General features: G+C 63.2%; 19 protein-coding genes. 16 read left to right on the top strand and 3 right to left on the bottom strand.

The window, feature by feature from the left end:
- The first annotated feature begins 225 nt into the window (after positions 1–225).
- The 8 genes from L3V18_RS19505 to L3V18_RS14270 all read left to right on the top strand — a co-directional run bounded on the left by L3V18_RS19505 (position 226) and on the right by L3V18_RS14270 (position 5,363).
- On the top strand, positions 226–666 hold the full coding sequence (locus L3V18_RS19505) for an ATP-binding protein (protein ID WP_425493537.1): 441 nt from the start codon (positions 226–228) through the stop codon (positions 664–666).
- 168 nt (positions 667–834) lie between these two features.
- Positions 835–1,566 carry a hypothetical protein gene (locus L3V18_RS14300; RefSeq protein ID WP_237055951.1) on the top strand — a complete coding sequence of 244 codons (732 nt, stop codon included), beginning with the start codon at positions 835–837 and terminating at the stop codon, positions 1,564–1,566.
- Between the two features lie 66 nt (positions 1,567–1,632).
- Positions 1,633–2,049 (top strand): hypothetical protein, encoded by a 417-nt coding sequence (locus L3V18_RS14295; RefSeq protein WP_237055950.1) that lies wholly within the window; start codon positions 1,633–1,635, stop codon positions 2,047–2,049.
- A gap of 56 nt (positions 2,050–2,105) precedes the next feature.
- On the top strand, positions 2,106–2,546 hold the full coding sequence (locus L3V18_RS14290) for a YbbD-related protein (RefSeq protein ID WP_237055949.1): 441 nt from the start codon (positions 2,106–2,108) through the stop codon (positions 2,544–2,546).
- An 87-nt stretch (positions 2,547–2,633) separates the two neighbouring features.
- Positions 2,634–2,879 (top strand): hypothetical protein, encoded by a 246-nt coding sequence (locus L3V18_RS14285; RefSeq protein ID WP_237055948.1) that lies wholly within the window; start codon positions 2,634–2,636, stop codon positions 2,877–2,879.
- Positions 2,880–3,019: 140 nt separating this feature from the next.
- The gene (locus tag L3V18_RS14280) at positions 3,020–3,628 is read left to right on the top strand and encodes a GyrI-like domain-containing protein (RefSeq protein ID WP_237055947.1); all 609 of its coding nucleotides are present in this window, start codon (positions 3,020–3,022) and stop codon (positions 3,626–3,628) included.
- Positions 3,629–3,757: 129 nt separating this feature from the next.
- Entirely contained in the window at positions 3,758–4,462 is a 705-nt protein-coding gene (locus L3V18_RS14275) for a hypothetical protein (RefSeq protein ID WP_237055946.1), read from the top strand.
- Positions 4,463–4,595: 133 nt separating this feature from the next.
- Positions 4,596–5,363 carry a hypothetical protein gene (locus tag L3V18_RS14270; RefSeq protein ID WP_237055944.1) on the top strand — a complete coding sequence of 256 codons (768 nt, stop codon included), beginning with the start codon at positions 4,596–4,598 and terminating at the stop codon, positions 5,361–5,363.
- A gap of 30 nt (positions 5,364–5,393) precedes the next feature.
- Here the strand turns inward: L3V18_RS14270 and L3V18_RS14265 are convergent, their stop codons facing one another.
- Together L3V18_RS14265 and L3V18_RS14260 are read right to left on the bottom strand one after the other, a co-directional pair.
- Positions 5,394–5,738 carry a 5-carboxymethyl-2-hydroxymuconate Delta-isomerase gene (locus tag L3V18_RS14265; RefSeq protein ID WP_237055942.1) on the bottom strand — a complete coding sequence of 115 codons (345 nt, stop codon included), beginning with the start codon at positions 5,736–5,738 and terminating at the stop codon, positions 5,394–5,396.
- Between the two features lie 53 nt (positions 5,739–5,791).
- The gene (locus tag L3V18_RS14260) at positions 5,792–6,286 is read right to left on the bottom strand and encodes a lipocalin-like domain-containing protein (RefSeq protein WP_237055940.1); all 495 of its coding nucleotides are present in this window, start codon (positions 6,284–6,286) and stop codon (positions 5,792–5,794) included.
- 107 nt (positions 6,287–6,393) lie between these two features.
- On the opposite strand from L3V18_RS14260, the gene L3V18_RS14255 reads away from it, so the two are divergent.
- The 4 genes from L3V18_RS14255 (at position 6,394) to L3V18_RS14240 (ending at position 8,692) form a co-directional block, all read left to right on the top strand.
- Entirely contained in the window at positions 6,394–7,236 is an 843-nt protein-coding gene (locus L3V18_RS14255; RefSeq protein ID WP_237055938.1) for a LysR family transcriptional regulator, read from the top strand.
- Between the two features lie 194 nt (positions 7,237–7,430).
- A complete protein-coding gene (locus L3V18_RS14250) occupies positions 7,431–7,826 on the top strand; it encodes a GFA family protein (RefSeq protein WP_237055936.1) in 396 nt (131 codons plus the stop codon).
- A gap of 40 nt (positions 7,827–7,866) precedes the next feature.
- Positions 7,867–8,190: a hypothetical protein gene (locus L3V18_RS14245; RefSeq protein WP_237055934.1), complete on the top strand. Its 324-nt coding sequence runs from the start codon at positions 7,867–7,869 to the stop codon at positions 8,188–8,190.
- A 103-nt stretch (positions 8,191–8,293) separates the two neighbouring features.
- Positions 8,294–8,692 (top strand): hypothetical protein, encoded by a 399-nt coding sequence (locus tag L3V18_RS14240; protein WP_237055932.1) that lies wholly within the window; start codon positions 8,294–8,296, stop codon positions 8,690–8,692.
- A 180-nt stretch (positions 8,693–8,872) separates the two neighbouring features.
- Here L3V18_RS14240 and L3V18_RS14235 read toward each other — a convergent pair whose 3' ends face one another.
- A complete protein-coding gene (locus tag L3V18_RS14235; protein ID WP_237055930.1) occupies positions 8,873–9,439 on the bottom strand; it encodes a hypothetical protein in 567 nt (188 codons plus the stop codon).
- Between the two features lie 192 nt (positions 9,440–9,631).
- Here L3V18_RS14235 and L3V18_RS14230 point away from each other — a divergent pair, with 192 nt between their 5' ends.
- From L3V18_RS14230 to L3V18_RS14215, 4 genes are all read left to right on the top strand, one after another.
- The gene (locus L3V18_RS14230; protein WP_237055928.1) at positions 9,632–9,964 is read left to right on the top strand and encodes a hypothetical protein; all 333 of its coding nucleotides are present in this window, start codon (positions 9,632–9,634) and stop codon (positions 9,962–9,964) included.
- Complete coding sequence (locus L3V18_RS14225) at positions 9,954–10,448, top strand: hypothetical protein (RefSeq protein ID WP_237055926.1); 495 nt, start codon at positions 9,954–9,956, stop codon at positions 10,446–10,448. The genes L3V18_RS14230 and L3V18_RS14225 overlap by 11 nt, the downstream gene beginning before the upstream one ends.
- Positions 10,448–10,840 carry a hypothetical protein gene (locus L3V18_RS14220; RefSeq protein WP_237055924.1) on the top strand — a complete coding sequence of 131 codons (393 nt, stop codon included), beginning with the start codon at positions 10,448–10,450 and terminating at the stop codon, positions 10,838–10,840. The genes L3V18_RS14225 and L3V18_RS14220 overlap by 1 nt, the downstream gene beginning before the upstream one ends.
- Positions 10,841–10,981: 141 nt before the next feature.
- Positions 10,982–11,389 carry a DUF6869 domain-containing protein gene (locus L3V18_RS14215; protein ID WP_237055922.1) on the top strand — a complete coding sequence of 136 codons (408 nt, stop codon included), beginning with the start codon at positions 10,982–10,984 and terminating at the stop codon, positions 11,387–11,389.
- Positions 11,390–11,938: the final 549 nt, after the last annotated feature.

Here is an 11,938-nt window from a genome sequence, read left to right as displayed (position 1 = left end):
AGGAACGACCGAAGAAGGCGCTAGGCGGACTGACGCCGGCCGCCTACGCGAAACGACTGGCTGGTGAACCAGCTACTATTACCCCCGGACTCTAAACCGCCCCGCTACTGAAAGCGGGGGGACGTCGGTCTGGATCTAATTGATCTGGAGACAAATCCTGACTCATTCTCTGGCGAACAACGTATTTCCGTTGGCGTATTTGCTAAGTTTGATAAAGCCAGAAAAATGCTTAGAACAAGAGCCAGAGACAAACGTGTCGACATTGAATTTTCCGGCCAATCCTTCACTAAGTCTGATCTCTACCCTGTGTTCGACATCGTTCCTTTTCTTCTGCTTGAGAATGCTATCAAGTACTCTCCAAAAGAGACAAAAATTGTTGTGACATTCAGTGAGCGGCCTCATTGCATTGATGTGTCCATAGATTCCGTTGGCCCACTTGTGGAAGATCACGAAAGACAGAGGCTGACTGAGAAGAACTTCCGTGGCGAATGTGCCCGTGCACTAGGTATTCCGGGAACAGGCTTCGGATTACATTTTGCGAAGTACGTATGCGACTTGAACGGGATCACATTCGAGATATCCTCTTCAATCAGCTCGTATAGTGTAAATGGGGTGCCTCACGCGCCCTTTGGCGTGACACTAAAAGTTCCACGCGGGCAGATCTAATAATTGGCAATAGCAGAGAAAAAGGGGTCAGGTTCATTTTCTGCGAGAAATGAGGACGGAGACAATCAATCGGGTAAAACCCGAGCGCGGCAGCACCAGGGTCTGTCGCTTGATTGCCGCTGCCCCCTTTGACGACTCAGGTATTGGACAATGGAAAGTCCGGATTCGATGATCGAACTGTCCCCGACACGGGTCATGCTGAATGGCGAGCGCGAGCTGCTCGCGGGCATGTTGAAGCACTCCAGCCGGACACGGCGCTGGAAGCTCGTGTTCGAAAACTTCTTCGTTGCCTGGGCGGCCTTCACCCTCGGGCTCGTTGTCGCATGGCTGCTGGTGGCCTGGGTGTTGCGTCTGTTCGCCGATATGCGGGTAGGGCTGGGCAGCCCGCTCGCTATCTGGATCGTTGGCCTGGGTGTGCCGGCATGCGGAGCACTCGCGATCGTGTCGACACTCAGGTGGGCAAGGGCGTGGCCGGACAAGCGGGCGTCGCTCGAGGCGGATCTCGCCAACGGCATGGTTTCCGAGGAGAAATATCGGATATCCGAGGTCAAACGCTTTCAGGAGCCCGAGCATGGGGGACTCGTCTACTGTCTTCGAACAGCAGGCGACCATGTGCTCGTGCTGTATGACGACGAAAGCCTGCGTGACCGCGCCGCCGAGGAAGACCCGAAGGAAAGCTCGTTTCGTCCCTGCGAGGAACTCATCATCGTTCGGGCTCCCACGACTGGTTTCATGATCGCCATGCACTTTCACGGAACGCCGCTGTCGCTACCGCCTCCGCTGGAGCTGACCGCTCCGGTCGACAGGTGGCCCGAGAACGAAGCATTCTGTTCCGTCCCATGGGATGACCTTGAGCGTTGCCTGAGTGGAGCCGATGGCGAGGCCCCTTGCCGGGTCTGAAAGCGCGGGTCAGGCAGGAAAATCGTGTCAGGGACAAATGGCAAACTCCGACGTCGGGCCACGGAAATGCGTATCGCGATAACAGCCATCGTGCTGGGCCTCGTTGTGGGGGGCTGCGGCCTTTTCGATTCCGGCGGCAACTGGAGCTCAGGTCCATTCGAGGTCATCTGGATCGACAAGCACTCGGACAGTCATCTGGCGTACCGCCTCGACTCCACTACATCCGCGCGCATCGTGGATAGCTGTGTCTCTGCCGCAGGGGCAAACGAGCGGTACATTGCGGTAAGGCAACACCTGCCTGGCGCTACGGCAGGCTTGGCCTACTATGTCGTCGTAAAGGGCAAGTACAGCCCATCGCGGGAGCCACGCGATGCGCTCATTGGCCCGTTGTCGGAAGCGGAATTCAAGTCGCTGGGGAGGCGCTTGGCGCTTCCGGCACTGGAGCTCGTTCTTCCGGAGGTCGCATGCAACGCCGCGGCCTGACGAGTCGTTCAATCCGACGCCGCTCCGTGGCGCGGTCCAGTTCGGAGCCGGCGAGCATGCCGAAGCGCCTGAAGATCCCTCTTGCCGCGCTGCTGCTCTCGGTAGCTGCCGGGTGCTTCCTGGAGACCATGGATGCCTCGTTCGCCACTGCCGCCGAGGCGCGCGCCGCTGGTTATGTAGTCAAGGGATGGATTCCTCCGTGGCTACCCGGGGACGCGACAGACGTTCGGGAGGTCCATGACCTGGATACGAATGTCAGTGAGCTCTCGTTTGCCATTCCCGCGCGGGACTCGCTTGAGCTTCCTCCAGAATGCAAGCCCGTGGAGCACTCTGGAACGGTGCGCGCGTACATACGCCGTCACTGGTGGCCGGGCGAGACTGAGCTCCAGCAGTCCTACGTGTTCTTCCGTTGCCCCGCAGATGCAGCCGATCACGTCTTTGTGGCCGTCAGCAAGACCGGTACACGCGTCCTGCACTGGCGCACCTATGCCCGCTGACACTCATCCCGTGCGACCCGATTCCATGATGCGACCCGCTTCAGGTGTCAGGCCGGAATGACGGATCTACAGCGACCGGATCTTGTCTTGGCACTCGCCTTTGTCGTGATCGTCGTCTATCCCCTGTACGACTACCTGATGGTTGGCCATCACCTCAGGCGGGTAGGGTCGGATTACTGCCGTGAGAACGGCTATACCTTCATCGGCATCGGCCATGCCAAGTCTCATTTTTCCGTCATCTACAGGGCGGGCGACAGTGGCAAGCGCCGCTACGCCAGATTCATTCTCCGCACGTCCTTTGGCCGGTTCCGTGGAGTCGAATGGCTCGAATAGCGGATGACCTCGTCCGAGGGGCGGTTCATTCCCGGAATGGGAGCCGGGCGCCAAGCTGCGATTGGACACCACGCTTGGCTCCCGGTGCCTGCAGCAAGGAAACCCAAAAACCATTGCGTCGGCCGTCATCTGGAACATTCATGCCGAGGATCGATCTCAAGAAGGAGTTGAAACATCTCTACCGGGCCTCCGCGAAGGAAGTGGTCCAGGTCGACGTGCCGAGCTTCCGGTTCCTGATGATCGACGGCGAGGGTGATCCCAACAGGTCACGAGAATACGCCGAGGCGGTGGAGGCGCTGTTCTCCGTTTCCTACACGGCGAAGTTCATGGTGAAGAAGGATGCGCAGGGCATCGACTATGCGGTTATGCCCCTCGAAGGCCTCTGGTGGTCCGACGACATGTCCGCTTTCGCCGCCAACGACAAGTCGAAGTGGAAGTGGACGATGATGATCATGCAGCCTCACTTCGTGGAGGAGACCGTGATCCGGGCGGCCATCGGGGCAGTGAAACGAAGGAAGGCGCTTCGCGCGGTAGACGCACTCAGGCTGGAGGACTTCGCCGAGGGGACGTGTGCCCAGACGCTTCACGTCGGCCCATTCTCTGAAGAAGCTCCGACCATCCAGCGCGTCCACGACTTCATCCATGCGCGCTCGGCCCTTGCCGGCAAGCACCATGAGATATACCTGAGCGACATACGCCGCGCCGATCCGGCCAGGTGGAAGACCATCATCCGCCAGCCGATGGCGTGACGGCGCCAGCGAAACGGGAAAAGCGGGGGCCCAGCCGCGATCGGCGCTATCCTCCAGCGCCGGGCAGTGTGCGTCGAAGCGCTCTACCGACGGACCGCCACCCCGCCGATCTTTTCAATGGAGACAAGAATGTACGAGCTGCCCGCCACTGTGCGCAGCATGCGCCGCGGCACCCTCGGTGCCGACGAGGCACTTGCGCTGACCGCGCTGTTCCGCGATGACCCGCTGGCCGAAGTCACCGCCGGCATTGTCCGCGAGATCGCCGACCATGCCCCGGGCGACATCTACTTCCACGATGGCGACCTGCACCTGCCGGGTGATTACGCCTCCGACGATGCCAACGCCTTGGTGCTGATCGTCCGCGGCAATCTCACCATTGACGGCGTCTACTGCGACACCTTGGACCCGGATGCTTTCACCCTGGTCACCGGGGACCTGAAGGCCAACGCCGTTGTCACGGCAGGCTTTCTGGAAGTCCATGGCGACCTCGTCGTCAGGGACAGCCTGATTGGCGACTACAACGACGGCTCGGCCTACATCGCCGGTAACGTCCGTTGCGGTCTGTTCTATCCCGAGAATCACCACTTCACCGTGCTCGGCGATCTTGAAGCCGGCACCGCCATCGGCGCAGTCAAGCATCGTGTGTCCGGCGATGGCCGCCGTCCCTCCGACGTCATCGGCCTGGAAGATGCGCGCCTGCTCGACCTGTTCGATCACGAGTTGCTGCGGCCGTTCGACATGGACGGCCGGCAGGGTGTCGACGGCTTCGAGTTCCGCGAACTGGTCGCGCGCGTGCTGACCGGCCAGCCCGTCAAGCGCGGCATGGTCGCCTAGCGGCGGGAAACGGGGCGGAGGCGGCCAATCGGGTCAAGCTCGCGCGTGGAGGAGTAGGGTCTATCGCTTGATTTCTGCCGTCCGTTTACGATCGCCCCGTTCTTTCTCGTGGCATGGATACGGGATGAATGCAATGCGCACACTCATCCTCTGCATCGCACTATCCGGCGTTGTCGTCTTCGGCGGCGCGTTCGCCATCTCATTCCTGAACCCCGTTCTGGTCGAGCGTCTGGCCAGGGAGGTCGTGCGGATGGAGGTCGAGAAGCGCGTTGGCGAGAGACTCGATTCGCTATCGAATGCCCGACTGGTGGGCCTTGCGCAGCAGGCACTGCGGAGAACCGACGAGCAGATTGCGGACAGGACGCGCCAGATCAGGGATGGCATTCCGCGAGCCGTGGCGGCGGTCGTCGCAGACATGCTCGATGCGGATTGCGAGTGCCGGAAGCGAATGGTTGCCATTGCCGAGAGCAGTGCCAACCTGCAATTGTCGTCGCTTGGGCACGCTCGCGATCGACTGACCCGGTTCATCGAGGTCACCTACACGCATGTGACAAGCAGTCTTATGCGTGAGTTCAAGATACTCACCGCGGCCAATGCAGTTGTATTTCTTCTCCTGGCTGGCGTGGCTTTCCAGCGGGGTCGCGCCGCGCCACAGCTTCTCCTGCCCGCCGCCGTTCTCATCGGCGCTGCCACTTTGACTGCCGGCTTGTACCTGTTCGGGCAGAACTGGCTGCACACCATCGTCTTCAGCGACTACGTGGGCCTTGCCTACTTCGCCTACCTGGCCGTGGCTCTCGGGCTCCTCTCGGATGTCGCCTTCAACCGGGCCCGCCTATGCACCTGGGTCCTCAATCAGACGGCGTCGGCGGTGGGTTCCGCTCTTCACTTCGCACCGTGCTGACCCCGGCGGCGAAATCGCGATCCCTTTGCCCTACAACATCTCTCGATTGAGATAGGTCGCTTTCTCGAACTCCGCGACGTTCATGGCGATCCGGTGGACAGTCGGGAACATGTCGACCAGTTCGCTGACCATCCGCTTCGAGAGGTCTGCGCGCTGCTCGACGGTGCGTCCCTGCATGATGTACGAGAACACGTGGATGAAGTCTTCCTCACGCCCGCCGACGGCGCAGGTCCGGAATGGATTGACCCGGACTTTGATGTCAGGCTCGTCGAACAATCCCGTGGAGCTGGCGGCGTGATGCAGTCGTGCAAGGATCTCCTCCTCGCGGTGCTGTCGCAGCATTCCCTGCGAGCAATCAATCACGAAGTGCGGCATGTCGTCTCTCGTCTCCTGATCCCAGGAAAGGGCGATTCATGTCGTGCGGCGACTCAATCGAGTCGTCGCCAGACCGAAATCGGGATGCTGCCGTCTGCGCGTGGCGGGATCTGGTAGCTCAGCTCCCTGCCTTCCAGCCTGTACTGGCGGCGTTGCACGGTGCCTTCCCAGTTGGGAAAGGATGCGCCCTCGATCGAAAAGACGAGCCGTCCCGCCGTTTCGTCGATCGTGATCGTGCCGTAGTGGGTGCTGCTGCCCATCACGGCGGATTCGAACTCGTCGGTGCTGCCGTCAGCCTTGCTGTCGGCGGCGAAACGCAGGCGCTCGGATTTGAGTATCTGCAGCGAGTATCGGCCCTGGGTGTCGACGATCAGCCTGCCCTTGGGTCGCTCGCCATAGTCTCGTGCCAGCGCTCCGCCGGGCAGGATCTTGTCCGCGGCCACCAGCGTCCAGGTACCGTGCAGCGGGAATTCACGGGCAGGCTCAGGCATGTCGCGCGTGGCCAGCCCGGCCAGCATCGCGAGCATCAGACCGCTCAGACGTTTCATTGCAGGACTCCTTTGGCAACCGGACGGGAGCACAGCCTAGATCGCTTGAATGATCATGGAAACGCATCTATAGATATATCTGTCATTTCATATTCGAATCATTCCGAATGAAGGCGATGGATGTCGACGCGGTCAGGGCCTTCCTGCTGGCCGCCGACCTGCAGAGCTTCACCCGCGCGGCCGACGTGCTGGGAACCACCCAGTCCGCGGTCAGCCTCAAGCTGCGCCGTCTGGAAGACCAACTGGGCCGGCGCCTGCTGGAGCGCACGCCCCGGCATGTGCGCCTGTCCGCCGAAGGGCTGGCATTTCTCGGGATGGCACGCGAGCTGGTCTCGACCCACGACCGTGCGGTCGCCGCATTCGACGTCGAGCGGCGCCGGCTTGCGATCGGCATCAGTCATCTGCTGGTCGGCGGCGAATTGCCGTCGCTGTTGCGACGGATGCGGGACCACGACCCGGGCCTGCTGGTCGAGATGCGCGTGGCCGGCACGCGCGAGCTGATGCAGGCCTACGAGCAGGGCGAACTCGATGCGGTGCTGGCGCTGCGTCCGGAGGACGGCCGCAAGCAGGGCAGGGCCGCTTTCGTCGAGACCTTTTCCTGGTTCGCGGCCGTCGGCTGGGAACGACCCCATGCCAACCGACCGCTGCCATTGGCAACGCAGGGCGAGTCGTGTCGCATCAGGGTGGCGGCGGTGCGTGCGCTCGACAGGGCCGGAATCGAATGGAGCGAGGTGTTCGTCGGAAAAGGTGCCGCGATCCTCGGTGCCGCTGCGGCCGGGGGGCTGGCCGTGGCGGTGTTGGCGCAACGCGCCGCGCCATCCGGCACGGTCGATATCGGCAAGAGCCTGTGCTTGCCGCCGATACCCCCGCAGGAGGTGATGCTCTACACCGCATTGAGTGACCGTCGATCGCGTGAAGCGCTTCGCGTGCTCACGCTGGCGTTCCGGTGAGCGGCAGCAATGAAGACGGAGACAGTCAAGTCGTAGATCATGGGCACGCCACGTCGTCCAGGGGAGCGCCTCCGTGAAGCGCGACGGGCCGGGACGCCGTTGCACGGCACCGCGTCACACGGCAACGCGACGGCCCTGCGGAAAAGCCCGGGTCAAGATAGAGTTCTCGCGGCTAGCCATAGGTACCAGACACCATGACCAACCGCCTCGCCTCATGCAGCTGTGGAAAGCTCACCGTCCATACCCGCGGCGAGCCGGTCCGCATCTCGATCTGTCATTGCCTGGAGTGCCAGAAGCGCACGGGCAGCGCGTTCGGTGCCCAGGCGCGGTTCCCCGACGAAGCGGTGAGCATCGATGGGCCGAGCACGGTGTACACGCGGATCGGCGACTCGGGCGGTTCGGCCCGCTTCCATTTCTGTCCGACATGCGGTTCCACCGTCTTCTACCGGCTGGACGCGGCGCCGGGCATGGTCGCCATTCCGGTCGGCGGATTCGCGGATCCGGGCTTTCCGCAGCCGCGGATATCGATCTACGAGGCCCGGCGGCACGCCTGGGTGCAGTTGCCCGATGGCGTCGAGCGCATCGATTGAGCGTTGGCATCGGAATCGACCTGGTGGATCATCGGAATCCATGCTGAGCAGCCCGTTCCCTCATCGGTTGTTGCTGGCGCTCGCCGTTCTTGGCTGGGCCGCCGCCATCGCCGGCTTTGTCTATGCGCGCCTCTTTGCGAGCGAGGTGGCGCCACCCAGGGCCGTCATGTCCGCACAGACGTTCGCGGGTGTCGTCGCCGTTGCGGCCGGGTTGCTGCTCACCGCTGTCGCGTTCGCAGGATCGCTCGTGGCGCTGCTGTTCTCGTCGCAGCAATCCGGCACACTTCTCCTGGCGGGTATCGTCAGCGGCGCCTATGTCCTGCCTGTGGCGGCGCTGCTCATCCATGCCACGTATCTCAAGTAGCCTTGCGCCCTGGGTGGGCCATCGAAGCCGGGGCCCGGGTTGAAATCAGGTCCCGTTCCGTCCTGCGCGACCTGCCCGACGCGCCGCGAACCGCCGGAGACAGATGAACGACGAAACCGCCAAGCCGCCACCCTCCGATCAACCCGAATGGGGCGCGCCCTACGATTGGGAGTGGTTCAAGGTGCATCACCTGGCCGCGCTGGAACGCCACGCGCAGGCGCTGCAGGACGTGTACGGGGCACATCCGCAGGGCGAGCCCTTCGAGGCCGGTCACCTGCATGCGTTGCTCGCACCTCTGGACGCGCTGGCAACCCTGCGCGACTGGTTGCCGGACTCGGAAGGCGGGGCCGGCACGATGGACAAACTGCTGAGCGCACGCCGGCTCCTGCACGACACCCTCAACGGGCAGGCCGAACTGCCGGTGAGCTACTGGCGCGTGCAGGAGATCTGCTTCAACGCCATGTCCCTGGTCGACTACATGCAGGCGATGTGCGAGGACTGAGGACGCCGGACGACGTGCCGGAACACGCGGCGATGGAACCGGGGCGGCTTCCTCGTCCCGGAACCCGCGCTCGGCATCGTGCACCGGTCGCGAGCGCCATCCCGGGCCAGGCCGCGGAACACGGATTGCCGCGGAACGAATCCTCCCGGACAAGCCAGGCCTGGCCGGGCGGCGGCCCTCCTACTTGTCCCCGGGCTCCGGCCGCGGACCGGTCGGGATCATGATGTGCGCGTACGGTGTGTTCTTGAACATCACGTACGGCCCGCCCGCGTTGGGATTGTTGGTCATGTCCTTGAGCGTGGTCGCCGCGTCCGGAACGATCACCATGATGTGCGGACCCTCGGCCACCCAGGTCTCGCCCGGGTCCTGCGTGGTGTCGAACGGATCGTCGTTGTTGACCGGCACGTCGCCGGCGAACATGTAGGAGACCCCGACGCCGGTGGGATTCGGATCCTTCTTCTCCGCGAACGCCTGCATGAATGCCATCCACGTCGCGTCGTTGCACATCGGGAAGTCCATGCCGGGCCCCATGCTGGGCATGCATGTCCAGCCGTTCGAGCCTTCCCGCAGCACGCTGCCGTCGTGATGCACGATCTTCGCGTCGTCGGCAATCTGCGCCGGTCCCGCGCTCATCGCCCGCGCGATCATCGCCTCCTTTGCCGCATCCCCGTCCTCTGCCAGCGCGGCAGCCGGAAGCATCAGCGCCGCACCCGAGAGAACGATCGTCCAAAGCGATACTCTGTTCATGACGAGCCTCCGAACCAGGGGTCATCCCGGTGAACGCAGCCGCCGGGGGATTCAGGCCTTGTCCTGCAAGTCGTTGATTTCTTGCGGCTTCAGGGATCCGGGACGGGCGGGCTCCTATCCGCGGCCCGCCTTGTCCGGCATTGATGGAGCGTGCGAGCCTCGGCCGGACCGCTCCGATGAATGGAGGTACACGTGGAAGTTGCCCTCGCCCTCGCCGAGCTGGCACTGTTCTTCTTCGTCTATGCGGTCTTCGCGGACAGGCTGATGGTCGGTCTTGCCAGGCGCTCCATCGAGCGCCACGCCGGAAGGCTGCCGGAACGGTTGGACGACGTGTCATCCTTCGTGTCGATCGCGATCATCGCGGGCTTGCCGATGGCGGCGCTTCTCGTCGTCACCTTCCTGATCCAGGTGCCGGATTCCCTGTGCGTGTTCTGGGGCGCTGCATGGCTGGTATCGATTGTGCCGGGCGGGAAGAACAGCAGACGCCTGATGCGGGCGGCCGGAATCGATCCAGATGAGCGATGATGCGCAAATCACGGTCGTCGGTGATCCGTCCGTCGGCCTGGCCCACAGGCTGGACCGGTTGCGGGAGGGGTTTGCCGGCTTCCTGTCGACGCTGGCTGCGGCGGCGGCTCCGGCGGCGTTGATCGCCGCCTATGTGCATGCCGGCTCGGACGGCAGGCCCGGCACGGCCCTGGTCGCGTTCTGCATGGCGTTCCTGCTGGCGTTTGCGCATGCCGTGATCCTCGGCCTGCCGGCTGCGCTCGTGCTCGTCCACAAGCGCCGGTTCCGTGCGTTCCCGATGCTCGTCGCGGGTGGTGTGGTCGGGCTGCTGCCGAGCGCCGTAATCTTCTTTCCCGATCGATCGTCGGCAGAATGGTCCGGCTACCTGGCGATCATCGCGGTGACGTCCACGCTGGGCGCGGTGGGTGGCCTTGCCTTCTACCTTGCCCATCGCATGATCAGCCCGGAGCGTGAGTTTTGCCCGGGCCGGGAGGCATCCGACTGATGTCCGCGGTCGCTCCCGTGTTCGATCAGGTGATCCGCCTGCTGGCGATGCTGCCGGGTGTCGAGGTGTCCAGCCGGCATCCCGTTGGCGATCGGGTGCGCCTGGAGATCGTTTGCACGGACATACGGTCGACCGTGGAAATCCGACGACTGTGCATGGCCGCGAATGTCGCGATGGCCCCCGTGGTTCTTGACCCCTCTTGCGCTGGTGACATGCAGCACTCCTGCTTCTCTCTGTCGGCTGACACGACGGCGATGGAGACGATCAGCCATGGCAATCTGCAATTGCTCGGAATCCATCTCGTCTGGCACCTTCATCGCCGTGACGTGCTGCCGGCGGATGCCGCGAATCTTCTGCTGCGCGGCTGGAGTGCGGCGCCTGTCGGCCCCTGACCGGGCGTAGTGATGCTTTCATGCCTGTCGCGCTTCAGGTCATCCTGCCCGGAGACCATGCTCATGAACAGTTGGGTCCCTGTCCCTCGTCGGTGATCCTGAGCCGTAGTGCCCCACATGCGTTGAGTCGAACTGGAAGCCATGGATTCATATGATCGATATCTCGCGCTCGGCCGTCCGATCGACTACCTGATGGAATGCTGGGCGCGCAGCTGGTCTCCCGATCCTGTCGAGAAGGAAGAGTACGGCTGGGCATACGTGGAGCTTCTGGACGGTGCTCTCGATGATCCCGAGCGAGTCTGGCAGTGCATTCTCTGTGCGCTTGCGAACCCCGTCTTCTCCGAGCACTTTCCCGTGCTCGCCGCCGGCCCGCTGGAGGATCTGTTATCGCACCACGGCCCGGACTTCATAGATCGGGTCGAGGCGCTCGCCGGGCAGAGCTCGACCTTCGCCTCGCTTCTGGGTGGCGTCTGGCGCTTCGAGATGAGCGACGATGTCTGGGCCAGGGTACAAAAGGCCCGGGATGGGCGTGGCTGGGACGATACGTAGAAGCGTTGGCAACGTTGACCTGTTAACGTCGGGTGGGCCGGAAATCCTGGCAATGGGCATGGCGCGGACATCGACGCGAAAGATCACAAGGGTCGTACGCCCGATCAGGTGGCAATGGAGCATCGGAAGACGGGCATCGCCGAATGGTTGCGCAGTCGCCGTCAGCGATGACGCTGGCATAGTGGATCCGGAACGGTACCGGAGGCATCAGGTCCGGCCCGCGGTTCCGTTACGATGAGGCCTGTCATCCCTGCGCGTGGAAAACAGCATGGCCCTCGACGACCTGATCTCGCTGACCTGATCGATCTGGTCGATCTGCTGGTGTCCTGACGTTTCCATCTCGGCCTGGCTATCACGGCCGCGGTCTGCTGGGGGTCATGTGCTCGTGCCCGCCCAGAGCGTGGCGTGGATGGTGATCGCCCCGATCGCGGTGATTGGCTTCTGGTTGAACCTGAGGTCGGAGCATCGGAGCGAGTCTGCGCTATAGGTGCAAGGTCCGTAGCGCGACTGCCTCGCGCTGTCGCGGCCGCTGCGGGGACGAGTCGGCCG

The organism is Marilutibacter chinensis, assembly GCF_021725675.1.
Lineage (GTDB): Bacteria > Pseudomonadota > Gammaproteobacteria > Xanthomonadales > Xanthomonadaceae > Marilutibacter > Marilutibacter chinensis.
This window is presented reverse-complemented; position numbering and strand designations above follow the sequence as displayed.

What these genes read in the sequence shown, in the direction of transcription:
- L3V18_RS14270 (WP_237055944.1), top strand. Translation starts at nt 4,596, where the DNA reads ATGCGCACACTCATCCTCTGCATCGCACTATCCGGCGTTGTCGTCTTC.
- L3V18_RS14215 (WP_237055922.1), top strand. Translation starts at nt 10,982, where the DNA reads ATGGATTCATATGATCGATATCTCGCGCTCGGCCGTCCGATCGACTAC.
- L3V18_RS14235 (WP_237055930.1), bottom strand. Translation starts at nt 9,439, where the DNA reads ATGAACAGAGTATCGCTTTGGACGATCGTTCTCTCGGGTGCGGCGCTG.
- L3V18_RS14290 (WP_237055949.1), top strand. Translation starts at nt 2,106, where the DNA reads ATGCCGAAGCGCCTGAAGATCCCTCTTGCCGCGCTGCTGCTCTCGGTA.
- L3V18_RS14260 (WP_237055940.1), bottom strand. Translation starts at nt 6,286, where the DNA reads ATGAAACGTCTGAGCGGTCTGATGCTCGCGATGCTGGCCGGGCTGGCC.
- L3V18_RS19505 (WP_425493537.1), top strand. Translation starts at nt 226, where the DNA reads ATGCTTAGAACAAGAGCCAGAGACAAACGTGTCGACATTGAATTTTCC.
- L3V18_RS14250 (WP_237055936.1), top strand. Translation starts at nt 7,431, where the DNA reads ATGACCAACCGCCTCGCCTCATGCAGCTGTGGAAAGCTCACCGTCCAT.
- L3V18_RS14240 (WP_237055932.1), top strand. Translation starts at nt 8,294, where the DNA reads ATGAACGACGAAACCGCCAAGCCGCCACCCTCCGATCAACCCGAATGG.
- L3V18_RS14295 (WP_237055950.1), top strand. Translation starts at nt 1,633, where the DNA reads ATGCGTATCGCGATAACAGCCATCGTGCTGGGCCTCGTTGTGGGGGGC.
- L3V18_RS14265 (WP_237055942.1), bottom strand. Translation starts at nt 5,738, where the DNA reads ATGCCGCACTTCGTGATTGATTGCTCGCAGGGAATGCTGCGACAGCAC.
- L3V18_RS14225 (WP_237055926.1), top strand. Translation starts at nt 9,954, where the DNA reads ATGAGCGATGATGCGCAAATCACGGTCGTCGGTGATCCGTCCGTCGGC.
- L3V18_RS14255 (WP_237055938.1), top strand. Translation starts at nt 6,394, where the DNA reads ATGAAGGCGATGGATGTCGACGCGGTCAGGGCCTTCCTGCTGGCCGCC.
- L3V18_RS14280 (WP_237055947.1), top strand. Translation starts at nt 3,020, where the DNA reads ATGCCGAGGATCGATCTCAAGAAGGAGTTGAAACATCTCTACCGGGCC.
- L3V18_RS14220 (WP_237055924.1), top strand. Translation starts at nt 10,448, where the DNA reads ATGTCCGCGGTCGCTCCCGTGTTCGATCAGGTGATCCGCCTGCTGGCG.
- L3V18_RS14245 (WP_237055934.1), top strand. Translation starts at nt 7,867, where the DNA reads ATGCTGAGCAGCCCGTTCCCTCATCGGTTGTTGCTGGCGCTCGCCGTT.
- L3V18_RS14275 (WP_237055946.1), top strand. Translation starts at nt 3,758, where the DNA reads ATGTACGAGCTGCCCGCCACTGTGCGCAGCATGCGCCGCGGCACCCTC.
- L3V18_RS14300 (WP_237055951.1), top strand. Translation starts at nt 835, where the DNA reads ATGATCGAACTGTCCCCGACACGGGTCATGCTGAATGGCGAGCGCGAG.